Origin of the sequence: Acinetobacter genomosp. 33YU (assembly GCF_001990725.1) — a bacterium.
In the GTDB taxonomy this organism is placed as follows: domain Bacteria; phylum Pseudomonadota; class Gammaproteobacteria; order Pseudomonadales; family Moraxellaceae; genus Acinetobacter; species Acinetobacter seifertii.
In genome coordinates, this window is sequence record NZ_LFZQ01000007.1 from 98513 (window position 1) to 123060 (window position 24548).

Annotated in this window: 25 protein-coding genes; 2 read left to right on the forward strand and 23 right to left on the reverse strand. The window is 39.8% G+C overall.

Annotated features, from left to right (window positions below; translation table 11 throughout):
- Window position 1: 1 nt before the first annotated feature.
- From AC056_RS07985 to AC056_RS07995, 3 genes are read right to left on the reverse strand one after another with little or no spacing between them, the layout of a single operon-like run.
- Window positions 2-700 carry a histidine phosphatase family protein gene (locus AC056_RS07985; RefSeq protein ID WP_077163285.1) on the reverse strand — a complete coding sequence of 233 codons (699 nt, stop codon included), beginning with the start codon at window positions 698-700 and terminating at the stop codon, window positions 2-4.
- The gene (locus AC056_RS07990) at window positions 697-1818 is read right to left on the reverse strand and encodes a phosphotransferase family protein (protein WP_077163286.1); all 1122 of its coding nucleotides are present in this window, start codon (window positions 1816-1818) and stop codon (window positions 697-699) included. The genes AC056_RS07985 and AC056_RS07990 overlap by 4 nt, the downstream gene beginning before the upstream one ends.
- A gap of 17 nt (window positions 1819-1835) precedes the next feature.
- On the reverse strand, window positions 1836-3080 hold the full coding sequence (locus tag AC056_RS07995; protein ID WP_077163287.1) for an acyl-CoA dehydrogenase family protein: 1245 nt from the start codon (window positions 3078-3080) through the stop codon (window positions 1836-1838).
- Window positions 3081-3168: 88 nt separating this feature from the next.
- On the opposite strand from AC056_RS07995, the gene AC056_RS08000 reads away from it, so the two are divergent.
- The gene (locus AC056_RS08000) at window positions 3169-4089 is read left to right on the forward strand and encodes a LysR family transcriptional regulator (RefSeq protein ID WP_077163288.1); all 921 of its coding nucleotides are present in this window, start codon (window positions 3169-3171) and stop codon (window positions 4087-4089) included.
- A gap of 42 nt (window positions 4090-4131) precedes the next feature.
- Window positions 4132-4944, forward strand: a complete 813-nt coding sequence (gene pcaU / locus AC056_RS08005; protein WP_019458809.1) for an IclR family transcriptional regulator PcaU — start codon at window positions 4132-4134, stop codon at window positions 4942-4944.
- Between the two features lie 96 nt (window positions 4945-5040).
- Here the strand turns inward: pcaU and AC056_RS08010 are convergent, their stop codons facing one another.
- The 20 genes from AC056_RS08010 to AC056_RS08105 all read right to left on the reverse strand — a co-directional run bounded on the left by AC056_RS08010 (window position 5041) and on the right by AC056_RS08105 (window position 24520).
- A complete protein-coding gene (locus tag AC056_RS08010; RefSeq protein ID WP_077163289.1) occupies window positions 5041-5907 on the reverse strand; it encodes an MBL fold metallo-hydrolase in 867 nt (288 codons plus the stop codon).
- Between the two features lie 4 nt (window positions 5908-5911).
- A complete protein-coding gene (locus tag AC056_RS08015) occupies window positions 5912-6325 on the reverse strand; it encodes a DUF6691 family protein (protein WP_039252260.1) in 414 nt (137 codons plus the stop codon).
- 4 nt (window positions 6326-6329) lie between these two features.
- Window positions 6330-6743 (reverse strand): YeeE/YedE family protein, encoded by a 414-nt coding sequence (locus AC056_RS08020; protein WP_077163290.1) that lies wholly within the window; start codon window positions 6741-6743, stop codon window positions 6330-6332.
- A gap of 133 nt (window positions 6744-6876) precedes the next feature.
- On the reverse strand, window positions 6877-7344 hold the full coding sequence (locus AC056_RS08025; protein ID WP_004701369.1) for a DUF6438 domain-containing protein: 468 nt from the start codon (window positions 7342-7344) through the stop codon (window positions 6877-6879).
- A gap of 628 nt (window positions 7345-7972) precedes the next feature.
- Window positions 7973-10402, reverse strand: a complete 2430-nt coding sequence (locus AC056_RS08030) for a glucose/quinate/shikimate family membrane-bound PQQ-dependent dehydrogenase (protein WP_077163291.1) — start codon at window positions 10400-10402, stop codon at window positions 7973-7975.
- An 82-nt stretch (window positions 10403-10484) separates the two neighbouring features.
- The gene (locus AC056_RS08035) at window positions 10485-11804 is read right to left on the reverse strand and encodes a carbohydrate porin (protein WP_077163292.1); all 1320 of its coding nucleotides are present in this window, start codon (window positions 11802-11804) and stop codon (window positions 10485-10487) included.
- Between the two features lie 57 nt (window positions 11805-11861).
- Window positions 11862-13313, reverse strand: a complete 1452-nt coding sequence (locus AC056_RS08040; protein ID WP_077163293.1) for a right-handed parallel beta-helix repeat-containing protein — start codon at window positions 13311-13313, stop codon at window positions 11862-11864.
- Window positions 13314-13332: 19 nt separating this feature from the next.
- The gene (aroD, locus tag AC056_RS08045) at window positions 13333-14160 is read right to left on the reverse strand and encodes a type I 3-dehydroquinate dehydratase (protein ID WP_077163448.1); all 828 of its coding nucleotides are present in this window, start codon (window positions 14158-14160) and stop codon (window positions 13333-13335) included.
- A gap of 69 nt (window positions 14161-14229) precedes the next feature.
- Window positions 14230-14859, reverse strand: coding sequence for a protocatechuate 3,4-dioxygenase subunit alpha (pcaG, locus tag AC056_RS08050; RefSeq protein ID WP_077163294.1), 630 nt, complete (start codon window positions 14857-14859; stop codon window positions 14230-14232).
- Window positions 14860-14873: 14 nt separating this feature from the next.
- Window positions 14874-15599 (reverse strand): protocatechuate 3,4-dioxygenase subunit beta, encoded by a 726-nt coding sequence (gene pcaH / locus AC056_RS08055; protein ID WP_000077913.1) that lies wholly within the window; start codon window positions 15597-15599, stop codon window positions 14874-14876.
- Window positions 15600-15609: 10 nt separating this feature from the next.
- Window positions 15610-16023, reverse strand: coding sequence for a 4-carboxymuconolactone decarboxylase (gene pcaC, locus AC056_RS08060; RefSeq protein ID WP_019458799.1), 414 nt, complete (start codon window positions 16021-16023; stop codon window positions 15610-15612).
- Between the two features lie 15 nt (window positions 16024-16038).
- The gene (locus AC056_RS08065) at window positions 16039-17394 is read right to left on the reverse strand and encodes an MFS transporter (RefSeq protein ID WP_019458798.1); all 1356 of its coding nucleotides are present in this window, start codon (window positions 17392-17394) and stop codon (window positions 16039-16041) included.
- 42 nt (window positions 17395-17436) lie between these two features.
- The gene (pcaD, locus tag AC056_RS08070) at window positions 17437-18222 is read right to left on the reverse strand and encodes a 3-oxoadipate enol-lactonase (RefSeq protein ID WP_077163295.1); all 786 of its coding nucleotides are present in this window, start codon (window positions 18220-18222) and stop codon (window positions 17437-17439) included.
- On the reverse strand, window positions 18219-19574 hold the full coding sequence (locus tag AC056_RS08075; protein WP_077163296.1) for a 3-carboxy-cis,cis-muconate cycloisomerase: 1356 nt from the start codon (window positions 19572-19574) through the stop codon (window positions 18219-18221). The genes pcaD and AC056_RS08075 overlap by 4 nt, the downstream gene beginning before the upstream one ends.
- A gap of 2 nt (window positions 19575-19576) precedes the next feature.
- Window positions 19577-20788, reverse strand: a complete 1212-nt coding sequence (gene pcaF, locus AC056_RS08080; RefSeq protein WP_077163297.1) for a 3-oxoadipyl-CoA thiolase — start codon at window positions 20786-20788, stop codon at window positions 19577-19579.
- A 12-nt stretch (window positions 20789-20800) separates the two neighbouring features.
- On the reverse strand, window positions 20801-21454 hold the full coding sequence (locus AC056_RS08085) for a 3-oxoacid CoA-transferase subunit B (protein WP_039249886.1): 654 nt from the start codon (window positions 21452-21454) through the stop codon (window positions 20801-20803).
- An 18-nt stretch (window positions 21455-21472) separates the two neighbouring features.
- Entirely contained in the window at window positions 21473-22144 is a 672-nt protein-coding gene (locus AC056_RS08090; RefSeq protein ID WP_005305950.1) for a 3-oxoacid CoA-transferase subunit A, read from the reverse strand.
- A 344-nt stretch (window positions 22145-22488) separates the two neighbouring features.
- On the reverse strand, window positions 22489-23205 hold the full coding sequence (ispD, locus tag AC056_RS08095; protein WP_004701344.1) for a 2-C-methyl-D-erythritol 4-phosphate cytidylyltransferase: 717 nt from the start codon (window positions 23203-23205) through the stop codon (window positions 22489-22491).
- Entirely contained in the window at window positions 23171-23560 is a 390-nt protein-coding gene (gene ftsB, locus AC056_RS08100; RefSeq protein ID WP_004701341.1) for a cell division protein FtsB, read from the reverse strand. Before ftsB ends, ispD begins: the two co-directional genes overlap by 35 nt.
- A 231-nt stretch (window positions 23561-23791) precedes the next feature.
- Window positions 23792-24520, reverse strand: a complete 729-nt coding sequence (locus AC056_RS08105) for a sulfite exporter TauE/SafE family protein (protein ID WP_039249882.1) — start codon at window positions 24518-24520, stop codon at window positions 23792-23794.
- Window positions 24521-24548: the final 28 nt, after the last annotated feature.

Below are 24548 nucleotides of genomic sequence, written 5' to 3' on the forward strand. Positions count from 1 at the left end.
TTTAAATCCATGTCAGTAAATCTGGACGCTCAGCTTTTATAAAATGATGTTCATTTAAACTTAACACCTGAGCTTCATTTCCAACCAAACGCAAAGTCGTGAGGCTTGTATTAGCAATTGCCCAATTCAAAGCAAAAGTCCGATTGGGACTGAGTTCAAGCAGTTTTCCAATGGCAACAGAAATCACTCCACCAGAGGTAAAAACGACTGCATAGCGAGGTTTGGTTTTTGCTAACTCATCACAAAGTTGCTGCAACGCCGTTTCGACTCTTTCTTTAAAATGTGGCCAAGACTCATCATATTCATGATGAAAATCGCCATCGGTCCATCGTCCAATGGCACCTTCAAATATTTTGGCAAGATACGCGCGTGGGTTTTGTTCTTGTGCTACGTCAGCTTTTAGCAGTTCAGGCTGTTCAAAACGCGGCTCATAACGGGCAAAAACCTGTTGATGGTTAAACTCATTCCATAAATTATTATGATGAATCAGCGCATCTGGAAAGCATTCATTAAGTGCGAGCTTTGCAGTCTGCTCATGACGCTGCATAGTTCCAGCAACAACATAAGGTTGTTCTTTCAATATTTGCTTAAAATAACGACCTAATAAAGTCGCCTGAGCCTCACCATTTTCAGACAGCTCATCATAGTTACTTTTACCAAACGATGCCTGTCCGTGTCTTACCAGATAAATTGTGGTCATTTTCTTAAAATACCCTGTATTTTCTGTAGAGATTGCTGAGCAAATTCAGATTCTTGCAATTTTTGCTGTGCGATAAGTTTTAAAGCTCTGATATGTAGCGCATGAATGACAATCCAGAAATCTTTAAAAGCAGGGTTTCGAGTTTGTTTATGGTAATAACGGTAATAGATTTGCTGGGCAATCACTGCTAAACGGAATACACCAAACACTTCATAAAAAGCCCAGTTTTGAGGCTCCAATCCTGTTTTTTGCAAATAATACTCAACGACTTCCTTACGAGAGAACATTCCCTTTAAGTGAGTTGGCTGCCGGCGTGTTGATCTAAAAATCATATTATCCGTTGGCTCAACCCAATAGGCCAAAGCACTGCCCAAGTCCATTAATGGATCACCCAAAGTCGCCATTTCCCAATCCAACACACCAATCACTTCTGTTGGATGCTGTGGATCTAAAATCACATTATCAAAACGCCAATCATTGTGAATAATGCAAGTTGTAGAGTCTTGAGGAATATTATCGTTTAGCCATTTTCGAACATATTTAAATGATGGTACGTTGATTGTGCGGACTTTTTCATAGCGCTTATCCCAACCTTCAACTTGTCTACGGCAATATCCCGCACCTTTGCCAAGTTCAGCTAAAGGCGTGTTCTCATAAGGAACTTGATGCAGCTCAATGAGCTTATCAATAACATTTACGCAAAGCTCATGAACATTTTCTTCATTAAAGCCAAGCTCAGGCGGCAATTTTGCACGAGGAATAATGCCTTCAATGCGTTCCATGACATAAAAATCACAGCCAATGACCGATTCATCCTGACAAAGTGCCACCATTTTAGGAAGCACCGGATAATAAGGCGCAAGGTTTTTCTGCACCATATATTCACGGGCCATATCGTGGGCAGACTTCGCTTTTGTTCCTTTTGGCGGACGTCGTAAAATTAAATCGGTATTTTCATACATTAAACGATAAGTCCAATTCGACGCCCCACCTGTATATTGAGTAACGACCGCTGGGCCAACCAACTCAACACCTTGGTTTTTTAACCAGTTTTCAACTGCCCCAATATCAAGTTCTTCACCTTCACGTACTTCACCGCCTATATCAATTACCGACATCTTCATTTCCTTTAAACTTATACTTTCTTATGACGACCGAAATAACCACGTTTGGCCAACTCTAATTTGGCAATCATGCCTTTATGTACTTCATCTGGTCCATCAGCTAAACGTAAACTGCGTGCTTGGGCAAAGAAACCCGTTAATGGCGTATCTCTTGAAACGCCCGCACCACCATGTAGCTGAATCGCCATATCGACTACTTTTTCTAATACGCTTGGAGCGACTACTTTAATTGCAGATATTTCTGTTAAAGCAGCCATATTTCCTAAAGTATCCATTTTATAAGCAGCATACAAGGTTAAAAGTCTGGCTTGATCTATGGCTATCCTTGCATCAGCTACGCGTTCGAGGTTCCCACCAAGTTTTAAAATTTCTTTGCCAAACGCCGTTCTAGACATGCCTCGATCAATCATAAGCTCTAAAGCTTTTTCAGCAGCTCCAATACAACGCATGCAATGGTGAATACGCCCTGGCCCTAAACGACCTTGTGCAATCTCAAAACCTTGGCCAGCTCCACCAATAAAGTTTTCAAGAGGCACTCGAACATTATTAAAATGGACTTCACCGTGTCCATGCGGGGCATCATAGTCACCAAACACAGGTAACATCCGTTGAATTTCAACGCCCGCCTTGTCAATCGGTACTAAAACCATAGAGTGTTGATGATGTCGGTCTTTGGTTTCATCTGGGGTATGTGCCATAAAAATAATGACTTTAGCATTTGGGTCACCTAAGCCAGACGACCACCATTTCTTGCCATTTAAAACAATTTCATTACCGTCGATGAGTGCAGTGGCTTGCATATTGGTTGCATCGCTTGACGCGACATCTGGTTCAGTCATACAAAAAACTGAACGGATTTTTCCGTCCAATAAAGGTTCTAACCATTGCTTTTTTTGCTGCTCACTGCCATAGCGCCATAACAATTCCATATTTCCTGTATCTGGTGCATTACAGTTAAAAACGGTAGGTGCCAATAAGCTGCGGCCAGTTAATTCAGCAATATGCGCATATTCTTGAACAGTTAACCCTGCACCCAGCTTTTCATCTGGTAAAAACATATTCCAAAGACCAGCTTGTTTAGCTTTAGATTTCAGAGTTTCTAAAAGCTCGGGCCACTGCCACTTTTTCCAGTTTCCATCTGGATTTAACTCGTGAACTTCTTCCCAAAATTTTGCTTCGACAGGTTCTATTTCTTCTAAAATAAATTTTCTTGTTCGCTCGGTAAAATCCTGAGCTTTTTTTGAGAGTTCAAACATTCTTTTTCCTTTACATCATTATCTGGTCTTTACATCAACATAACTTGAAACTTAATATGAATGAAATGATTTTATTAAATAACACCTCATGAATAATATTCATAACCTACATGGTCTAGACCTAAGTTTTTTTCACCGAATTGATATCAATTTATATCCGCTATTTATCGCAATTTATGAGCAAAAAAGTATTTCAAATGCGGCAAGTAGTCTCAATATTACGCAGTCGGCAGCAAGTCATGCTTTGCAACGATTACGCCAGCAACTTGAAGATGATGTGTTTATACGAGTAGGCAATAAAATGTCTGCCACTCCTTTTGCCGAGCAGATTTACCCAACTGTGAAGCAAGCACTTTTAACCATTCAAAACATTAGCCAACAGAAACATGCGTTCGACCCAACAAGTTTAAAAAGCTTAAAAATCGCCGTGCATGATGAAATTGAACCGATTATTCTTCCAAGGCTTGCTCAACATTTTCAAAATCTTAATTTAGATTTGCAGTTTGTCAGTATGAAGCTAGATCGAAAACATATTATGGCGGACTTGGCGACGCAGCAGCTCGATTTCGTGATTGACCTAGAACAATATTTATCTCCAAAAATTACCTTTGATCATTTGGTAACAGATGAGTTCGTCATTTGCAGCCAACTTAAAGAAGTCGATTTATCTCGTTATATTAATGGACGACACATTGGTGTTTCATCACGCCGTACAGGTGCCTTACTTGAAGATATTTATTTAAACCAACATCAAAAAATATCAAGAAATGTATTTATGCGCTGTCAAAACTACTCAACGGCATTACAAGTTCTGGCAGCTCAAGCCAACGCAATATTGACCATGCCTCGTATGATTTTGCAGCATTTATCTTATAGTCCTGAAATTTGCTTACATTCTCTGCCTTTTGAGATAACCAATATTAAAATGGGTATGTTTTGGCACGAAGATTTAAGGGATAATTTAAGACATCAATTTTTGCGAAATGAAATTATTAAACTTTTTCAGTAAAGCAAATTGATCTACCAAGCTTCTATCGTACAAGGACCAGTAATGAGTAAAGATGAACGAATAATCCAGAATCAGGACAACAAAAAAACGATTCGTCATGAAGATTACATTGCTGGCATCGGTAAAGGCATGGCGATTTTAGATAGCTTTAGCAGCAATCAACATCGTTTAAACATTTCTATGGCGGCTGAAAAAACCGGACTCACCCGAGCGGCAGCAAGACGACACTTATTAACATTAGAATATTTAGGTTATCTTGAGTCAGATGGCCACTATTACTATTTAACTCCGAAAGTTCTTAAATTTTCAGGAGCTTATTTAGGTGCAGCTCAACTTCCAAAAGTGTCTCAGCCTTTATTAAATCTTCTAACTAACCAAACGTCTCTCATTTATTCAGTGATGGTGCTTGATGGTTATGAGGCCATTACCATTGCCCGTAGTGCTGCCCACCAACAAACCGACCGTGTAAATCCATATGGTTTACATTTGGGTAACCGCTTACCTGCTCATGCGACATCGGCGGGTAAAATTTTACTGGCACATTTAAGCCAAGAAGAACAATTGGACTGGCTTCAAAAATATCCTCTTCAGCGTCTAACCAAATATACGCATGTCGAAAATGATAAATTTTTAGAGTTACTAAAAGAAATTCGAGAGCAAGATTGGTGTTATTCACGTGAAGAACACGAATTAGGTGTTCATGCGCTCGCCGTACCCATTTATGGACAAGACTTTAAAGTGGTTGCAGCTTTAAATATTGTTTCTCCAACTATGAAAACCACTGAAGAATATTTAATCCAACACATTTTGCCTTTATTACAAGAGACTTCGCGGGATTTAAGACAAGTTCTTTAAATCTTGCTTAGGCTATTTCACAAGGTGTCAATTTTATAATTAGCTTAGGCTATTCGGATAGATAAAAAAGATCCAGAATAACTGCTTAGGTTATTTTTAGAAGTAGTTGAAAGGTATTTTCAAATAACGGATGCCATTCGATTCTGGTTCTGGAAAGTTTCCACCGTTCATATTAATTTGAATTGAAGGCAGAATTAATTTTGGCATTGCCAACGTAGCATCTCTTTCTTGTCGCATTCTTATAAATGAGTCTTTGGAAACTCTTTGGTTTAAATGAATATTGCTTTGCTTTTGAGTTCTAATATCTGTTTGACAGACATATTCATCACGGCCTTCGGGCTTATAGTCATGGCATAAAAACATGCGCATGTCGTCAGGAAGTGTATAAAGCTTTTGTACCGAATCATAAAGTGCAGCGGCACTTCCTTTAGGAAAGTCGCATCTAGCAGAACCATAATCAGGCATAAATAAAGTATCGCCAACAAAAACAGCATCACCAATCACATAGCTTAAGCAAGCGGGTGTATGCCCAGGTGTAGGAATGTTATAGGCTTCTATATCCCCTATTTTGAAATATTCATGATCTTCAAATAAATAATCAAAAGGCTGATTTTCATTGAATTTCTTAAAATCAAAATTATAAATAGCAGAAAATGTTTTTTGTACTACCAAGATTTTTTGACTAATCGCAATTGTACCACCCAATTGAGACTTTAAATATTGAGCCGCGGTCATATGGTCGGCGTGTACATGGGTTTCTAAAATCCATTGTACTTTGAAGTTTTGCGCCAAGACATAATCGATAATTAAATCAGCATTGGTTGTTTTTGTAGTTGCTGAAGCTGCGTCGTAGTCAAGCACACTATCAATAATCGCGCATTGACGAGTCGCTAAATCTGCAACAACATAGCTAAAAGTATTGGTGTTTTCATCAAAAAAATCTTTTACTAGAGGTTGTTGCATAAGTTTAATTTCCTTTATTTAAAACTCGGTAAATAAACATTCCTAATAACATTGCGACAATAAAATAAAGCGCTTCAAAATGTCCTAATCCGATAAGTGTTAAAGCTGGCGCTGGACATATTCCAGCTATTCCCCAGCCTATCCCGAAAATAAAAGCACCAGCAATTAGCCTTTGGTCAATCTGTGTATTCATTGGTAATTGAATTTGTTCATTAAAGATTGTTTTAGGACTTTTTATAGCCTTTTGAAATGGAATAAATGCCACGGCAATCGCACCTAACATCACAAACATTAAGCTAATATCCCACTGCCCAAAGATATCTAAAAAACCTAATACTTTTTCAGGATTAGACATGCCCGAAATCATTAAACCTAAAGAGAACAAACTACCAAATATAAAAGCCAAAATGTTTTTCATGACATTACCCCAAAACATGACGAACAATATAAACGGTTAACATGCCAGCGAACATAAAAACTGCTGTTGCTATCATGGAGCGTTTTGACAATCTGCTCATCCCACAAATACCATGACCACTTGTACAACCTGATCCAAGCCGAGTACCAAAACCAACCAATAAACCTGCTAAAATAAGAGCAAACATATTCGCTTTAATTTCAATTTCAGGTTGAAAAAAATAGCCATAAATAAAGGGGGTAATAATTAATCCAGCAATAAACCAGAATGCGGAGCCTTTAAAAATATCTTTAGACGGATTAATGACTTGAGCAAGCAAACCACTAATTCCAGCGATGCGACCGTTTACATATAAATAACCGACTGTTGCAATGCCCAGTAGCAAACCACCTAAGAAGGCATAAACAATATTTGACATGTACTCACCCAAACAATATATGTTTTTATAATATGTATTATACGCTTATTTATTTAGAAATACTTAAAATAAAACTCTTAAGTCAATAAATATTCTTAACAAGAAAAAGCCCCAAATTATGGGGCTTTTATCGTTAGATTAAATCTTTGATGCCTAATTGTTCAGGTAACTTTTCCATAACTTTATTTAGTCTGTTGTTTGCTGGAGAAATACAACCTGTGTAATGGCTTAATTTTGTTTCCGTGCCATTAGGTTTAATCCAAGTAATGTAATAGCTAGACATGTCAGTTGCAGTTTGCTGGCAACCCGCAGTTTTTGATTGCGTTCCTGTTTGAGGACGATAAGTTTTTAATTCACTGGCAAGTTTTTGATAATCTTTTACGCTACCTTGGATTTCTTTAACACCAAGTGTTTTTGTATATTGTTTACCTTCAAATCGAATTAAACCAGTAGGTGTTACTTCTACAGAGTATATTGGACATGCACCAAAACATGGACTAGAAGCATAACGAATTGTTTCTTGTGTATTAGGTGCTTGCTGAACAGAAGCACAACCCATTAAAGCTAAACCAGATAAAGTTGCAAGAACTAAAAATCTCATTACATCACCTATTATTATCAAGTGGCTTTAATCTAACAAATCATATCTAAATTGTCATTAAAGACTCATTTTTCGTCTCTTTATTTAGTAATGCTTAGGCTATTTTCAGATTTTTATAAAATTAGGATAGAATGCACATAAAAAAAGGCCCATCTTTCGATGAGCCTTAAGCCAATTAAAGCTTAAATTCCTGAAATACAAATTATTACTGGGTAGTAATAACCTGCGCCGACCATTCTAGCGTAATGCAATAAATTATATAAATATAATATAAATATATATTTACGCTCGTTTTTCCAACAAAAAAAACTGGTTTTTGATGATTAAAAACTGAATAATGTTTATTTTTAATTAAAATTCACGATCTTAAGTTAAACAAAACTTAATAAATTTTTAAAGTTTATTTATAGTTAAAACATTATAAAAAATTGCTTAATAGTTAGGCTATGACTAGTTTTCATGTCGAATCGTTTATAAGAATTTTCTAAGTTTAGTAATAACTTCAAGCACTTTTTTACTATTTGGTAAAGCTATCTAACTAAAAATATAGAATTTCCACAAATACCTTAATATAAAAAAGATATAAAAAATAAGGGCAAAAGAAAATTTATCCTTTTGCCCTCTTCAATCACTTCTCTAAGCTATATGCGATTACATAATCACCGTGGTCAGGAGACTGACGTGCTCCTCCCGCAGAAACAACCACATACTGTTTACCTGTTTTAGGCGAAACATAGCTGATAGGTGTTCCTTGGCTACCAACAGGCATACGTGACTTCCAAAGTTCTTTACCTGTAGAAGAATCAAAAGCACGTAAATAGTAATCTTGAGTTGCAGCAAAGAATACTAAACCACCCTGAGTTGCCATTGGGCCACCAATAGTCGGCATTCCAATTGGTGCTTTCAAGCCCATCTTAATACCCATAGGTCCCGTGTCTTCAACTGTACCCAATGGTACTTGCCATGCAACTTGACGAGTTTTCATGTCAATTGCAGTCATGGTACCAAATGGTGGTTTTTGACAAGGAATACTTAAAGCAGACATAAAGCGGTTTTTATTCACTTTATAAGGTGTACCTTTCATTGGTACCGCGCCCATACCTGTATTTACTTTTTCACCGCCACTCGCCTGAATCTTGATGTCTTCAGGTGTTTGTTTAATCAATTGAACCCACAAACCAAGACGCATATCGTTTACAAACATGTAACGATGTGTTGGATCGAAAGCAATACTACCCCAGTTCATACCACCTAAAGAACCTGGGAAACTTAATGAAATATCAGTACCCGGTGCAGTGAATAGACCTTCGTAACGCATTGACTTAAAGTTAATACGACACATAAGTTGGTCAAACGGCGTTGCGCCCCACATATCTGACTCAGTTAAAGTCTGATTACCAATTTGAGGCATTTCAACAGAACGAGGTTGAGTCAAACTATATTGTTCACCCGGAATATTTGCAGCTTTAACAGGCTGCTCAATCACTTTAGTCAGTGGTTTGCCTGTAACTCGGTCAAGAACAAAGAATTGTCCAGATTTGGTTCCAATCACAACAGCTGGTTTCGTCGTACCATCTTTTAATGGGAAGTCGACTAGACTCGGTTGCATTGGTAAGTCAAAGTCCCATAAGTCGTTGTGAACAGTTTGATATACCCACTTCTCTTTACCTGTTGTCGCATCAAGTGCTAAAACTGAAGTGTTGTATTTATGGTCTAATGGATTACGGTTACCACCCCAAATATCAACAGATGAACTACCCATAGGTAAGAAGACTGTATTCATTTGCGGGTCATAAGACATAGCAGCCCAAGAGTTTGCCGAGCTACGTTTATACGTTTCACCCGGTTTTAGAACATGATTAGGATCAGGATTACGTGGGTCAAATGCCCAGCGGAGTTTACCTGTAATCACATCATAACCACGAATAACACCACCCGGCATATCCGCTGCTACGTTATCAGCAATACGGCTACCCACCACAATGGTGGTACCTGCAATCGTTGGTGCAGAAGTGACTTCAAAACGTGGAGCTTTTGTTCCATCGCCTAAGCCTTCGAGTAGATTAACTGTTCCATTCACACCAAAGTCTGCACAGCGCTCACCAGTATCTGCATTCACTGCAATTAAACGAGCATCTGGAGTATTGGTATATATACGGCGTGGACATGCTGTATTGGTCGCAACCGTAGTTACTGCATTCGCACCAGCCAAAGTTGGTTGAACAAGTGGTTTAGTCGAATCAAAGTATGCAACACCACGGCAACGTTCCCATGCATCGGCTTTAGAGTTTACTTCAGCTTTCCAGAGTTGCTTGCCCGAATCAGCATCGATTGCAAAAATGTTGTTATGTGGCGTACATAAAAAGACTTTATTTCCAACTTGTAGTGGGGTCATTTGGTCTTCAGCACCATTACCACTACCCGTTGTAAAATCACCCGTTCTAAAACGCCATGCTTCTTTTAGTTTATGAACGTTATCTCGGTTAATTTGATCGAGAGCAACAAAACGGCTACCACCCGTATCATTTCCATAATTTTCCCAATTCACCTGCTTTTTAGCTGGGTCAACTGGTACCAAGGGTAGCTTTTCACCTGAACTTGCTACTGTTGGATGCGGTTGGAACATTTGATAGAGTGCAATCAACATACCTACAACAACTAGACTAGCAACACCATACGCTGGAGCTGCCGATCCATTTTGGAATTGATAACGTCGAATTGAAGGCAAGGTAAACAGTAACGCAGCAAAAAGACCAGCAGGAAACATTAAGCGTGAGAATAACGGCCAAAACTCCCAGCCAGCATCAACAAATGACCAGATTACCGTACCAACAAAAACAGCAGCAAAAATCCAAACACCGAGTGCTTTTTTACGGAAAATGCTAATTGCTGAAACCGTTATAAACAGTCCTGAGATAAGGAAATACCAAGAACCGCCGAGTGATACTAGTTTTCCACCACCTACAATGTAAAAAACACCGGTAGCTAATAAAACTAGACCTAATATAAAACACCATATTTTGAATAAGATATGAAACTTAGAATCTGACTCAGACATAGATCCTACTCCACATATACTGAACACAAATAGTTCAAGCATTTGGGCCAGTTAAACCATGTCTAACCAGCCATCATCATTGTTAAAAATTGACTTTCACACTCAGGCCCGCCACCCAAGTATCGTCAACCTCTTTTACACCAGCAGGTTGATGGATATATTGAATATTTGGACGTAACATGACAGCTGGAGACCATTGATAGGTATAGTTCAGCTCAATATTTAATTCGTCGTCTTGAATTGGAATATAGTTCAATGCGATCGGATCATAGCTATAATATCCACGGCTTTCGTTTGTTGCGATTTGCTTATCTTTAGCACGATCATTGACTACATAATTGGCAATACCAAATCCAATCGAATCATTTGGACGGCTGTCAAATGGCCCTTTATACCAAAGTGCAAGTTGTTGAGTACTTTGAACAAAAGTCGTTGCTTTATCATTTACAACGCCATTAAAAGTTACGTATAAACCACGTTTTGGATCTTGGCCAGCATGGCTAAGTTGTTGCTGAGCATTAATCCAGAAACTTTGTTTCCCGTCATGAACCTTACCCGCAGTTTTAACATCATTCGCCTCTGCGGTTGAGTACAGCGCACCAACTTTATATTCACCCGGTAAACCATTAAATAGAGCAAGTTTTGGTTTCCATGCAAGCTCAACTGGTATGGTTGCACCTTTCACATTATTCATATCCAGATTAAAACCATCACTATTTGATGCTGTTTTAATATTGTCTGGATTGACCTCATACGCACCAATTCCAAAAGTCCACTCGGGTGCAAACTGATATTTAACGTTTGCACCCCAAATACCAACTGGTGAGTTATACCAAATTGAACCAATTGATTTTCCTAACTGTCCACCACAAAGCAATAAGTTCTGAAACTCACATTGAGAACTATTAAAATCCTCTGACATACCCATACGGCCAACTTTGACTTGTACGGTATTATCAGCAAAACCCTTTTTGATCCATGCTTGAGATAAGCGCCAGATTTTTCCACGACCATAAATTTCTTGCGCGTTGCCTAGTTGGCTAGAGCGTGGGTCTTTAATACGCTCTAAAGTAAGCGCATTACCATCACGTTTAGTCACAACAAGACTCGCTGTTGTATCTTTCCATCCAGCGATTTTTTCTAAATCAAAGTTTGCACCTAAAGAAAGCTGTGCAGCGTTTTCAAAAGTATTATTGTCGTTGTAGCCACCATCTAAGTTTGTAGCAGCTTGGCTCATGATAGAAGCTGTGAATTTATAGCCTTGTTGCTCTAGCTGTTGGCGCTCGCCATTCCAATCACCAAGTAACCATTGACGGTCTTGCGACCACGGTTCATTTGCAAGAGCAAATTGACTGCCCATCACAGCAATCGTTAACACACTCAGTTTCATTAAATTTGGCATTTTAAATCCTTTTATCTTTTCTAAATGCGCCCCCTGTTTGAGGCGCTTTATTTGTTGTTATTTAATTTGCGTAAAGCCAAGCTCAGAAGTGGCGCCAAAGTGATCTGTTACATTCGCTGTAATTGATGCAACTTTGACACTTGGTTTCCAATTGGCTTTTGCGTTGCCATGTGTATCTGTAGCAACTGTTATTGTTCCTAAATATTGCTCAGCTTCTTTTGAAGTCGCTTTTTGGTTGCCAAAAAACTCAACTTGATAGCGCTGGTTTGGTAAACCATTAACTTCGATATTAACTGAACCATTATTTGCTGTTAACTTAGGTGCTTTAATACCCTGATTAGGTTGAGGGTTACAGCCTTGTTCATTTGGTTGAGTACAAGTTTTTTGTAGTTTAGATGGCTCAATCACTACACCGCCACCACGTGAACCAACAAAACCTTCATGTTCAAGTGCAGGTACACCAAATACTATTGCACCTAAACGCTGATTTGGCACACATGATCCACCAGCTTCACAGCGTTTAATATCTTTAGAATTGTCCCAAATTAAGTTTTTAGTCAATGTAATTCTTGCATTTGCATCTTTTTCTGAGCGAATGGCAACACCAATACGGTTACCATGAACTTTATTGCTATCAAGAATGTTGCCATCACCAGTCATATTTAGACCAATCGAGTTATTGGTCATTTCGTTGTAGGCAATATAGTTACGCTTGCCCCAATTAATCTGTAAGCCATCCGAATAATTTTCAAACTTATTACCAACTACAGCATTGTCGTTCCCCCACAAGATTTCAATACCTTGTGATGGCTCAGGGTTTACTTTAGTAGAAATAAAATGGTTATTTGCAATCAGGTTAAATGCAGCGCCACGTGTTAGCTCTAAACCATCACCATTGTCTTGGAAAATGTTATCTAAAACTTTGTTGTTATTTGTAGTGGTTGCTGTCGGATTACCTTTACCATCATCGCCCGTAATCATGACACCAGCACCACCATAGTTATTACTAATACGGTTATGCTGAATAAGGTTATTGCTTGAACGGTTAACCAACACCCCAATACAGAAGCGATGGATATCTAATCCTTTTAAAGTCACGTTATTGACGTCACGCAGCACAAAACCTGGTAAAGTCATAGTACGAACATTGGTGCCGTACTGCTCAGGGTTTGCACCCGGACAAGCTTTTGCTCCTTCGCCTTTAATATAATTTGATCCATCAATTGCGATGTATTCACCAGTTTTATCCCACTCTGTACCAATAATTTTGACTGGTGCTTTAATTTCAGGAAGTGCGCTATTTAATTTAATCGCATAAGGTGCTTTGCCTACAGCCTGAATCAAAATATCACTTGCTTCACTTGGAGTAGCATTAGCTTGCTCAATTGCCCAGCGTAAAGAACCTTTGTTGCTATCATCTTGATAACGGTCAACAACATAAGTTTGTGCTGCGGTTATTCCTGAAACCATTAAACCTAATGCAAGAGTAGTTAAACGTAATGTATTCATTTCATCATATCCTTATGATTTATGGGTTTGTTGGTTGAACAGTTTGTAAAATTTGTTTGAGCTTAGTCACATCGATTTGACCCGGCGCAGAAGCCTGACCAATCATGCCAAAGCTATAACTTCCGCCCATATTGGCAGTTGCAATACGAGAAATCGTACCTAATTGCCCCATCGACATTGTCAATAATGGTTTAGTGGTTTGCTGACTTACTTTTAAAGTGGCATTCATTAAAGTGAAGACGTCTTGTTTAGATTTCGGCATTACCGCAATTTTGAGAATATCTGCACCCATCTGATCTTGTTTTAACAAGCGTTTTTCAATTTCATCTTGGCTTGGTGTTTTTTGGAAGTCATGATTAGACATAACAATCAGCACTTTCTTTTGATGTGCTTTTTGAACAATTTCTGAAACTACTTTTTGATCACGGAACATTTCAACATCTAACCAGTCCATGAACGGATTTTTTAAATAAGCTTGATAAGTCTTCCCATAATCAGCATCGCTAATTTCAAGCTGACCACCTTCATTTTTAGTACGAATGGTGGCGATCATTGGCTTATGACCTAAAATCTTTTTCAATTCATGTCCTAATGCAATCACTTGTTTTGTATCACTTGCAAAACTGAGTAAATCGATACGAAACTCAGCTAAATCAGCATCTGCTGTATTTGCAATGACTTGAGCTTGAGCTAAAGCTTGCTCTTTAGTTTTTGCAGTGATCGGAACAATCGTTTTAACTGTTGTCATAGCAGGTTGTGTCTGGGCAGCCAAAGCAACAGGTTCAGCATTCACCTGTGCTACAAAAAATGGGAGTGTAAGCAAACTTAAGCTTAATAATGTTTTCATTTTCATATCATTCATCCTTAAAAAGGCTACACATATCCATGAATAATCAGGTGTAGCCTTAGGTGTTCCTTAAATATCAAAAAATACAGTTTCGTCATCGCCTTGAATACGAATATCAAAACGGTAAACAACTTCACCATTCTCTTCAGAACGTTTAGCAACAAGAGTTTGGCGACGCGGTGCCCACTCAATGCTATTTAAGATCGGATCATTAGCATTTGCCTCAGCTTCATCGTCAAAATAAACACGTGTATGAAGACCTAAGTTAATACCGCGAGCGAAAATGACTAATGCAATATGTGGTGCCTGAGTTGAACCTTTACGGCCAACTGTCGCACCTGGTTTAATCGTATTGAAGCTCCAAATGCCTGTTTCAAAGTCAGCGCCTGTACGGCCCCAACCTTGAAATGCTGGATCAGCTTTTTGCTCACGTGTATCGGCATGACTTGGATAAATACCATTTGCATCAGCCTGCCAAATCTCAATGAGTACATCTCGTAACGGTAGACCTAAACCGTCAAATACTTGACCTTCAAGACGAATGCGCTCACCTTTAGTCTGTTCTTGCACCAACTGGTTATTAAAGTTGTTTTCAAAGACTTCAATATTTGCTTGTTGTGGCAATAACCCAATATGAACGTAAGGACCACCTGTTTGAGATGGAGTTTCTTTTAATTCCTGAAAATTCCAGTTATTCATGCTCGTGCTCCTGATTAAGTCAATTCATTTTCGAAGTAGGTCGCTCGACGACCACGCAAAGTGATGTCAAAACGGTAACAACGGCTATCGGCTTCGATAAAGTTGTTTTTATCTTCTAGCGCAATCAAGGCACGACGTTGATCTTCAGAAGGAATTGTTTTTAAAATCGGACAAGTATCAATGAGCGTATCGCCTTCAAAATAAAATTGCGAAATTAAACGCTGAGCCCAACCATCAGCAATTAAAGAAAAATGGATATGGGCAGGACGCCATTCATTAATACGGTTACGCCATGGATATGGACCTGGTTTAATGGTACGGAAAATATAAAAACCGTTTTCATCAGTTAAGGTACGACCACAACCACCAAAATTAGGATCCATTGCACCAATAAACTTGTCGTTTGGATGGCGATAACGACCAGAAGCATTGGCTTGCCATACTTCTAGAAGTGCATTTTTTACAGGACGACCAAATTGGTCACGAACATAGCCATGGACAATGACACGTTCACCAATTGGTAAACCATCTTTGGCATAGTTCAAAATCAAGTCGTTATCTTTTGGACCGAACAAGTTTGAAGAAAAATGCGGCGCAGTAACTTCGGTTAGAGTCTCGTTAATAGAGATCAATGCATTTTTTGGCGAACGCAATACACTTGTTTTATAACCTGGCGTATACGCTGGTGGATGATCATCTGTATTACGTTGGGCGTAAGCACCCCAGCTATGTTGTGACATCTTTATCTCCTTAATCCTGTTCTTTCGCTGCAACTGAGTTGACTTCTATTCCCAACTCTTTAAAGACTTCTTCAGCCATATGCATTGCAGCGTTTGCCGCAGGTAAACCTGCATAGAGTGAACTATGTAAGATCAACTCTTTTAAATCTTCTTTAGTTACACCATTGTTGAAACAAGCGCGTAAATGCATGCGTAGCTCATCTTCACGGCCAAGCGACAATAAAATTGCGATCGTCACTAAACTACGTGTATGACGCGGTAGGCCCGGACGAGACCACACCTCACCCCATGCGTAACGGCTAATAAAGTTTTGAAAATCTTGGTTAAAGTCATTTAAGTTTTGCAAAGACCGACCAACATGCTTTTCACCCAAAACTTCCGTCCGCACCTCAATGCCTTGTTTATAGCGTTGTTCATCATTCATCGTGATAGACCTCTATTAAGTTGCATCGGTATGCGCAACAAGTGATTTAACAAATACAGCAACAGCCGCAGCAGACGCAGGAATTAGTAATAAGCTAAGAATGGCAGTAAATGACCAATCATTACCAAGTAATACAGCCCCAATCCAAGCACCAAATACCGCACCGAAACGACCAATACCTGTCATCCAAGACACGCCCGTAGCACGGCATTGTGTTGGATAGAAACGAGCACTCAAAGCTGGCATTGAAGATTGTGCACCGTTAATTGCGATACCAGCACAAAGCACCAATACAGCAAGTAATGTTGAGTTTCCTAAGCTTTGACCAACAGCAATCGCAAATAGACCCGCAGCAAAGTAGAAAATGGCAATGACTCGGTTCGGGTTGAATTTGTCCATCGCCCAACCGATGAACAATGCACTTACCACACCGCCGAACTGGAACAATCCACCGATAAATGCAGCACGCTCCATTGAAGCACCCGTTTCACGCATCAATGTTGGTAACCAGCTTGTAAGCAAGTAAACAACTACTAAGCCCATGAAATAGGTCAACCAAAGTAAAAGTGTTCCTTTCGCATAAGGTTTAGAAAACATAATCCCAAAGACATTTTTCTTTTGAGCTGTTTCAGTTTTCTCTTCAGGTACATGAAATGCAGTTGCGTCTTGAACCTGAGTTGGTGCTATATGATTTAAAATTTTGCGTACTTTTTCTGGGTTTTTACCTTTAACAATTAAGAAGCGGTAAGACTCAGGTAAAACTAAAACCACCAGAACCATTAAAATTAAAGGTGACCAACCGCCAAGTAAAAATAGACTGTGCCAGCCATAGGTCGGAATGAGCCAACTGCTAATAAAGCCACCTGTTGCCATACCTAAGTTGTAACCACAGAACATACATGTCACGAGCAGTGAACGAATGCGAGTTGGACAGTATTCAGAAAACAATGTAGTGGCATTTGGCATCGCTGCGCCCAAACCAATACCTGTCAAAAAGCGTAAAACAACAAGGCTATCTAAGTTGGTTGCATAAGCAGAAGCTAAGGTAAAACCACCAAATACAAGCATTGAAATAGCTAGAACAATTTTTCGGCCAAAGCGATCAGCTGTTGGGCCAGAAACCAAAGCTCCAATAATCATTCCACCAAGTGCAGCACTCATTACTGGACCTAACTGAGAGCGATCAACACCCCAGTCCTGAGCCAATGCTGGTGCAATAAAACCCATTGCAGCTGTATCGATACCATCAGTAAAAATAATTAAGAAACAAATAATTGCGATCATCCACTGATACTTACTGAGTGGTGCATCATTAATTAGTGCTTGAGCATCGATACTTTTGTTTGGTGTAGCGTAATCCTGAGACGCCATATTTGCCTCCTTAAGGCCAATTCCTTTTAAACTACTAAGCTATTAGATTTGCTGAATAAACCTAGTCAATTCCTGAGTAAATCTTTGCGGTTGCTCAATATTAGAAAGATGAGATGCTTCCAATTTAGCAAGCTGGCTATTCTTAATAGCCTTCTGCATGAACTCAGCATCGACTACTGTAGTTACTGGATCTTCTGTTCCTGCAATCAGCAACACTGGAATTTGAATTTCTCCAATTTCATCTCTTAAATCAGCATGTGCTAAAGCACGACACGCATTGGCATAACCTTGTGCTGGTGTGTTTGCCAGACTTTGAATCGTCGTTTGTGCAACTACATTATGTTGATAGTCGAATTTTTCGCTAAACCAACGTGTATGTGTGGTTTTTACCAATTCAGCGAGCCCATTTTGTTCTACTGATTCGGCACGACTTAACCACGCTTCAGCCTGTCCAATTTTGGCTGCCGAGTTCGCAACGGTAATACTTAGAAAGCGCTCTGGATAATGAATACCCAACCAAAGCCCTGTAATTCCGCCCATTGAAATTCCACAAAAATGGGCTTTTTCAATATCTAAGGCATCTAGAATATCAACAACATCTTCAGCTAAATTTTGTAAAGATGTTTCAGCGATCACATCACTTTCGCCATGACCACGTGTGTCGTATGTAATGACATTAAAATGACTTTTAAGCTCATCTACTTGCGGCTGCCACATTCCATGATCTGTTCCTAACGAGTTAGATAACACAAGTGCTGGAGCATCTTTTAAACCTTCGGCATAAACAGCGAGCTGTTTTCCTTGTCGATTGGTTATAAGCTGTTTCACTTTGACTCTCCTTGTGCTTCTTGCAGAACAGCATCAATTTGAGCTTGAATGTTGCCCAAATAGTTTTCTGCTTTAAATATTTTCAAAATTTCTGTTTGACTAAAATGTTCTTTTACTTCATCTAACTGACTAACAACCTCAGATAAATGCTGCTTTTGAGCCACGGCTGTTTTACAAGCTGCTTCAACAACATGATGTGCATTTAAACGTCCAATTTTTGGAGCAAGCGCCATCATCACAGCTTCGGCCATAATCAGCCCGTTGGTACACTCAAGGTTCTGCTGCATATGCTCAGTATTAACTTCGAAACCTTGTAAAACTTCACCAGTACGACTTAATGCTCCAGCACAAAGCTGAAAAATTTCAGGAACAGCTAACCATTCTGCATGCCATGCACCTAAGCTACGCTCATGTTCCTGTACCATGCTTTGATAGATACTAGACATAAGTGCTGGTACACGATTTGCTGCTGCAAGTACTGAAGCTGCTGCGACTGGATTACGCTTATGAGGCATGGTTGATGAACCACCACGACCCTTTGCAGTAGGTTCAAACAATTCTGCAATTTCAGTTTGCATCATGAGCGACCAATCACGTGCCATCTTGCCCGTATTCCCAACAATCATGCCAAGCACACTTGCGATTTCTACAATACGGTCACGCTCACCATGCCATGTACTTGTCGGTACAGTCAGATTTAGTTTTTTGGCAAATGCACTGACCACAGATGAACCTTGATCTTGCAAAGAAGCTAAAGAACCCACAGCCCCACCTAACTGAGCAGTAAATACACGTGATTTCATTGCATTTATACGATCTAAATCACGCTTAAATGCAGAAGCCCAACGAGCAAGCTTGTGTCCCAAGGTAATAGGCAAAGCTTGCTGTAACCATGTACGCCCAATCATGACTTGATGACGATGTTGCTTGGCTTGTTCTAACGCAGTCGCATAGCACTGTTGAAGCTGAGCTTCTACAATGTTCAATGCATCACGGCATTGCAAAATACAAGCTGTGTCTAAAATATCCTGACTCGTTGCGCCCCAATGCACATAACGTGAAGCATCTTCATCAAGATCTTTAACAATTGCCGTTAGTTGTTTTACGAACGGAATTGCAATGTTTCCAGCTAAGCCAGTTGCCACGGCTAAGGCTGAAAAGTCAAACTTTTCTATTGCTTGCTCAGCTACTTGGGTAATGGTGTTAGCCGCATTTTGAGGAATCACGCCAACTTGTGCCTGTGCTTGAGCTAACGCGACTTCAACCTCAATCATATATTTGATTAAAGATGAGTCACTAAAGATGTCGGTGACATCTTTTTGATAAAACAAACTGGCATATAACTGGCTCATGATTAGACTCTCTCAATAATCAAAGCAATACCTTGACCTACACCAATACACATTGAACATAAGGCATAACGACCACCTGTTTGTTCAAGCTGGTTTAATGCTGTGGTGACTAAGCGTGCACCTGATGCACCCAGTGGATGACCTAATGCAATGGCACCACCGTTTGGATTTACCTTGTTGCTATCATCTGGCAAACCTAAATCACGGGTAACTGCTAAAGCTTGTGCAGCAAAAGCTTCATTCAACTCAATCACATCCATCTGATCTAAAGTCAGGTTGGCTTGTTTAAGTAGTTTTTTAATCGCTGGCGCTGGAGCAAAACCCATAATGCGTGGTTCTACACCCACCGCGGTTGAAGCAATGATCTTGGCACGCGGTTTGAGCTTGTAGGCTTGAACTGCTTCATCAGAAGCAATCAGCAAAGCTGCTGCACCATCATTAATCCCTGAAGCATTGCCCGCAGTGACTGTACCCTCTGCTTTAACCACAGGTTTAAGTTTGCTTAAACCTTCAAGCGTGGTCGATGCACGAGGATGTTCATCGGTATCAATCACAACAGCATCGCCCTTACGCTGAGGGATTTCAACTGCCACGATTTCTTTAGAAAAAAAGCCTTTGGCTTGCGCGCTTGCGGTGCGTTGTTGGCTCACCAAGGCAAACTGGTCCTGATCTGCACGATTTACGTTGAACTGTTCAGCCACGTTTTCGGCAGTCTGGGGCATGGTGTCTACACCATACAATTCTTTAAGTTTAGGGTTAATGAAGCGCCAACCCATGGTGGTGTCTTCAATCTTCTGGCTACGGCCAAAAGCACTGTCAGACTTACCCATCACATAAGGTGCACGGCTCATGCTTTCCACACCACCTGCAATCACCAAGTTCGCTTCACCTGCTTTAATGGCACGGGCAGCAATCGCAATCGCATCGAGTGATGAACCGCACAAACGGTTAATGGTGGTTGCTGGTACTTGATACGGTAAACCAGCAAGCAGTGCTGACATACGGCCAACATTACGGTTATCTTCACCGGCTTGGTTAGCACAGCCATAGATCACATCATCGACCTGTTCCCAATCTACATTCGGGTTACGCTGCATGAGAGCTTTAATCGGCACAGCGCCAAGGTCATCGGCACGGACAGGTGCAAGGCCACCGGCATAACGGCCGAATGGTGTACGGATGGCATCGATGATATAAGCGTTTTTTAATGTCATTTCCCTACTTCCTTACCCTTGAGTGGCATCAATCAAAGTTGCACCAGTTAAAGCCTGCAACTCATCAAAGCTCAGACCTTCAACTTTCTCAATCACCTTTAAACCATTTTTAGTCACGTCAATCACACACAGGTCAGTGTATATACGGTCTACGCAGTGTTTACCCGTTACCGGATAAGTCAGCTCAGCCACAATTTTCGGCTCACCTTGCTTGGTCACATGATCTGTGGTGATAAATACTTTTTTAGCACCTACAGCCAAATCCATAGCACCTCCCACCGCAGGAATCGCATCGGGAGCACCCGTGTGCCAGTTCGCCAAATCACCATTCGCTGCAACCTGAAATGCGCCAAGCACTGCAATATCAAGGTGACCGCCACGCATCATCGCAAATGAGTCACCATGGTGAAAAAAGCTGCCGCCTTCAAGCATGGTCACAAACTCTTTACCCGCATTAATCAGTTCAGGATCTTCTTCACCTGCTGCTGGTGGCGGGCCAAAGGCCAACAGGCCATTTTCAGAATGAAGGAAAATATCTTTATCATTAGGTAAGTAGCTTGCAATCTTGGTTGGTAAACCAATGCCTAAGTTTACATAGGCACCATCTGGAATATCTTGTGCCACACGTTTTGCAATCTGGTCACGGCTGAGTTTCTGGTAGCTCATGTTATTTCTCCTTATTGCTTATTGTGCGGGTTGTACTTGTACAACATGCTGTACAAAAATACCTGGGGTGATGATGTGCTCTGGATCTAGGCCACCGAGTTCAACCACTTCAGAAACCTGAACAATGGTGACATCCGCAGCCATGGCCATAATTGGGCCAAAGTTACGCGCAGATTTACGGTAAACTAGATTGCCCCAGCGGTCGCCCTTGTAGGCTTTAATCAAGGCAAAGTCAGCTTTAATTGGATATTCAAGTACGTAATCTTTCCCATCGATCTGGCGGGTTTCTTTCCCTTCAGCTAAAAGTGTTCCAAAGCCAGTTGGGGTAAACACAGCGCCAAGTCCCATACCCGCCGCCTGAATACGGCAAGCCAGATTACCTTGTGGTACTACTTCAAGCTCGACCTTTCCAGCACGGTACAGTTCATCAAACACATAAGAGTCTGACTGACGAGGGAAAGAACAGATCACTTTTTTAACCGAACCTGCTTTAAGCAGTTTAGCCAGACCATAATCGCCATTACCGGCGTTATTGCTAACAATGGTTAAATCTTTAATACCCAGTTCAATAAGACCGTCAATGAGTTCAGCGGGTTGTCCTGCGGTACCAAAACCACCAATCAGAATGGTTGCACCATCTTTAATCTGCGATAGAACCTCGCTTAGTGAGGACTTACTTTTGTCAATCATTAGACAACTCCATTGTGCTCATTGAAGAAGAGAAAGGTAAGAGAATAGGCACACTGGGGTAATAAGATAGATAAATATTTCACTCAATCCCGAGTGTTTCCCTTAGATTTCCCTTTTGATTATTTTTGATAATTTTCAGATTTTGATCTAGTAAGCTACATACACTTTTGTTCGATTTAGGATTTTTTTGTTCGACTATCGAACATTATCTAATTAAATTACATAATGATGTTATCTATTTCCGCTATAAAAAAATATAAATTATTTTGAATAGATGTGTAGAAATGAAACGTATACTTAGGCTATTTAAAAATAAAATAGCCTGCTATTAAGTATATAAAATATTAAGATTGTGATTGCAGAATCAAACGCGCAAGTTCTAAATCATCGGGATAAGTAATTTTTATATTATCAGACCGTCCCATAACTACATGTACGCTCTCCCCCATAAACTCAAGCGCGCTTGCCTCATCAGTAATAGTCAAATTATTAATTAGCGCTTGTTCAATCGCCTTTTTAAGTGTCCCAATTTTTGCAATTTGAGGCGTTTGAGCCTGCCACAATAACTCTCGACTTACCGTTTTATTAATCTGCTGTTCTTTATCTACAAGTTTCAACGTATCGCGCACAGGAATTGCCAAAATAGCACTTTGATTTGAACTTATCGCATGCAAAACAAGAGCATTTAAGCAATCAAGGGTTACACAAGGTCGTGCAGCATCGTGTACCAACACCCAATCATCTTCATCTGTAATTTGTGACAGATAATTTAGCGCATTTAAAACCGAATGGACTCGCTCAGCACCACCATTACAAAAATGTGCCTTATGCTTTTCGCTAAAAGCTAAAGTAGAAGCAAGAGTATCCTGCGCACCAATTGCTAAGACATAGCCAGCTAAAGGAAGCTCAGCTAAACGCTTAACAGTATGCTCTAACACTGTCACATCTTGAATATATTGATATTGCTTTAATTCAGTTTTGGAAAAACGACTTCCTGAACCAGCAGCAGGAATAACTGCCCATAGTTTAGTCTGGGATATCTGGTGATGGAGGTGTCTCATTAGTTTCCAAATCTACTTTAGCGTTCGGGTCAATATAAATAGGTTTATAATTAGTACTGATCGTACTCATTTGAACAAATGTTTCGTGAGGCTTAACCAAACCAAGATCCAGACGAGCATGCTCTTCTATCGCTTCCGTACCATTTTTTAGGTCGAAAACCTCAGCTGCCAAAATACGGTTTCGCTCTTTAAGCTCATCATTTACTTCAGCTTGTTGTTGAATTTGCTGCATAAGTGCTTGATGAGGAAAATAACCACCCTCACCTAACCAGAACTGATATTGCAATATAGCTACTAAAACAATAACCAGTAGCAAAATAAGTTTGCTTGAAGTGGATCGAAATACTTCTAACATAGCATTAAGAGCTTTAATTAAAAACTTTATTAAGTTTTTGTATTGTATGACAATTTACAAGCGACATGCAAAATTCCTGCAACATTCCTGCAAAACTATGAATGGCCATATTACTTTAAATTGACCATTGTGACATGTTTCATTTTGTCAAAATTAAACTCAATTGGAAAGGAAAATAATGTTTATAAACACAACTGTTTATAAATCAATCTATGCATATAAAAGTTACTGTTAAGAATGATTAAAAACTGCCAATATCATCGAAAAACCAGCAACCACCAACATACAATCTAGCAATAAATCAAAAGTTTTCTCAGACATCTTTATTACAAAAGTTTTGCCAATATAATTGCCAATAATTAGAGAAAAACCAACAGCAACTCCCGCAATTAAAATATTTTGTTTTAAAACACCTAGTGCACCAAAAGTTAAGCTTTTTGTTACGTAGATACCAAATGAAGCGGCAGCCTCTGTCGCCAAGAGAGCTCCCTTCGTTAAACCGAAACCATTAAAAACTGGGAGTAATAAGGGACCTGTCGAAAAAACAACACCTGTGATATAGCCCAGCACTCCCCCAGCAATGACCATTTGCCATGAACTAAATTTAAAACTATGACGTTTGGCATAATGCCTAATCGGTATTAAACAGAAGAAAAATACACCTATACATAAGTTAGACAATACAGGTGACATCACCCATAATGTATTGGCTCCTAGTATCGTTGCTGGTATGCCCAAACTTGTAAATAAAAGAAATGCTCTAATATTAAGCTCTTTACGCCACATTATCACACGTGAAATGTTCCCCATAATTGCAGCAATTGCCATAATAGGTACAGCAAGTTTGGCCCCAAAAATATAAGCAAGAATTGGTAATAAAATAATTGATGATCCAGTTCCAACCACTCCACTAATCAGCCCTGAAAGAACTCCAATAAAAGCAAGTGCCACATAGATCATAGTCCAAACCAAAATAATTATTCTTAAG

Excerpts from the sequence above, each read along its gene's own strand:
- AC056_RS07985 (WP_077163285.1), bottom strand. The coding sequence starts at position 700 with ATGACCACAATTTATCTGGTAAGACACGGACAGGCATCGTTTGGTAAA.
- AC056_RS07990 (WP_077163286.1), bottom strand. The coding sequence starts at position 1,818 with ATGTCGGTAATTGATATAGGCGGTGAAGTACGTGAAGGTGAAGAACTT.
- AC056_RS08010 (WP_077163289.1), bottom strand. The coding sequence starts at position 5,907 with ATGCAACAACCTCTAGTAAAAGATTTTTTTGATGAAAACACCAATACT.
- AC056_RS08030 (WP_077163291.1), bottom strand. The coding sequence starts at position 10,402 with ATGTCTGAGTCAGATTCTAAGTTTCATATCTTATTCAAAATATGGTGT.
- pcaG (WP_077163294.1), bottom strand. The coding sequence starts at position 14,859 with ATGAATAACTGGAATTTTCAGGAATTAAAAGAAACTCCATCTCAAACA.
- pcaC (WP_019458799.1), bottom strand. The coding sequence starts at position 16,023 with ATGAATGATGAACAACGCTATAAACAAGGCATTGAGGTGCGGACGGAA.
- AC056_RS08000 (WP_077163288.1), top strand. The coding sequence starts at position 3,169 with ATGAATAATATTCATAACCTACATGGTCTAGACCTAAGTTTTTTTCAC.
- ispD (WP_004701344.1), bottom strand. The coding sequence starts at position 23,205 with ATGAGACACCTCCATCACCAGATATCCCAGACTAAACTATGGGCAGTT.
- AC056_RS08090 (WP_005305950.1), bottom strand. The coding sequence starts at position 22,144 with ATGATTGACAAAAGTAAGTCCTCACTAAGCGAGGTTCTATCGCAGATT.
- pcaH (WP_000077913.1), bottom strand. The coding sequence starts at position 15,599 with ATGTCACAACATAGCTGGGGTGCTTACGCCCAACGTAATACAGATGAT.
- ftsB (WP_004701341.1), bottom strand. The coding sequence starts at position 23,560 with ATGTTAGAAGTATTTCGATCCACTTCAAGCAAACTTATTTTGCTACTG.
- AC056_RS08075 (WP_077163296.1), bottom strand. The coding sequence starts at position 19,574 with ATGAGCCAGTTATATGCCAGTTTGTTTTATCAAAAAGATGTCACCGAC.
- pcaU (WP_019458809.1), top strand. The coding sequence starts at position 4,132 with ATGAGTAAAGATGAACGAATAATCCAGAATCAGGACAACAAAAAAACG.
- AC056_RS08040 (WP_077163293.1), bottom strand. The coding sequence starts at position 13,313 with ATGAATACATTACGTTTAACTACTCTTGCATTAGGTTTAATGGTTTCA.
- AC056_RS08025 (WP_004701369.1), bottom strand. The coding sequence starts at position 7,344 with ATGAGATTTTTAGTTCTTGCAACTTTATCTGGTTTAGCTTTAATGGGT.
- pcaF (WP_077163297.1), bottom strand. The coding sequence starts at position 20,788 with ATGACATTAAAAAACGCTTATATCATCGATGCCATCCGTACACCATTC.
- AC056_RS08105 (WP_039249882.1), bottom strand. The coding sequence starts at position 24,520 with ATGATCTATGTGGCACTTGCTTTTATTGGAGTTCTTTCAGGGCTGATT.
- aroD (WP_077163448.1), bottom strand. The coding sequence starts at position 14,160 with ATGAAAACATTATTAAGCTTAAGTTTGCTTACACTCCCATTTTTTGTA.
- AC056_RS08085 (WP_039249886.1), bottom strand. The coding sequence starts at position 21,454 with ATGAGCTACCAGAAACTCAGCCGTGACCAGATTGCAAAACGTGTGGCA.
- AC056_RS08035 (WP_077163292.1), bottom strand. The coding sequence starts at position 11,804 with ATGCCAAATTTAATGAAACTGAGTGTGTTAACGATTGCTGTGATGGGC.
- AC056_RS08015 (WP_039252260.1), bottom strand. The coding sequence starts at position 6,325 with ATGAAAAACATTTTGGCTTTTATATTTGGTAGTTTGTTCTCTTTAGGT.
- AC056_RS08020 (WP_077163290.1), bottom strand. The coding sequence starts at position 6,743 with ATGTCAAATATTGTTTATGCCTTCTTAGGTGGTTTGCTACTGGGCATT.
- AC056_RS07995 (WP_077163287.1), bottom strand. The coding sequence starts at position 3,080 with ATGTTTGAACTCTCAAAAAAAGCTCAGGATTTTACCGAGCGAACAAGA.
- AC056_RS08065 (WP_019458798.1), bottom strand. The coding sequence starts at position 17,394 with ATGGCGTCTCAGGATTACGCTACACCAAACAAAAGTATCGATGCTCAA.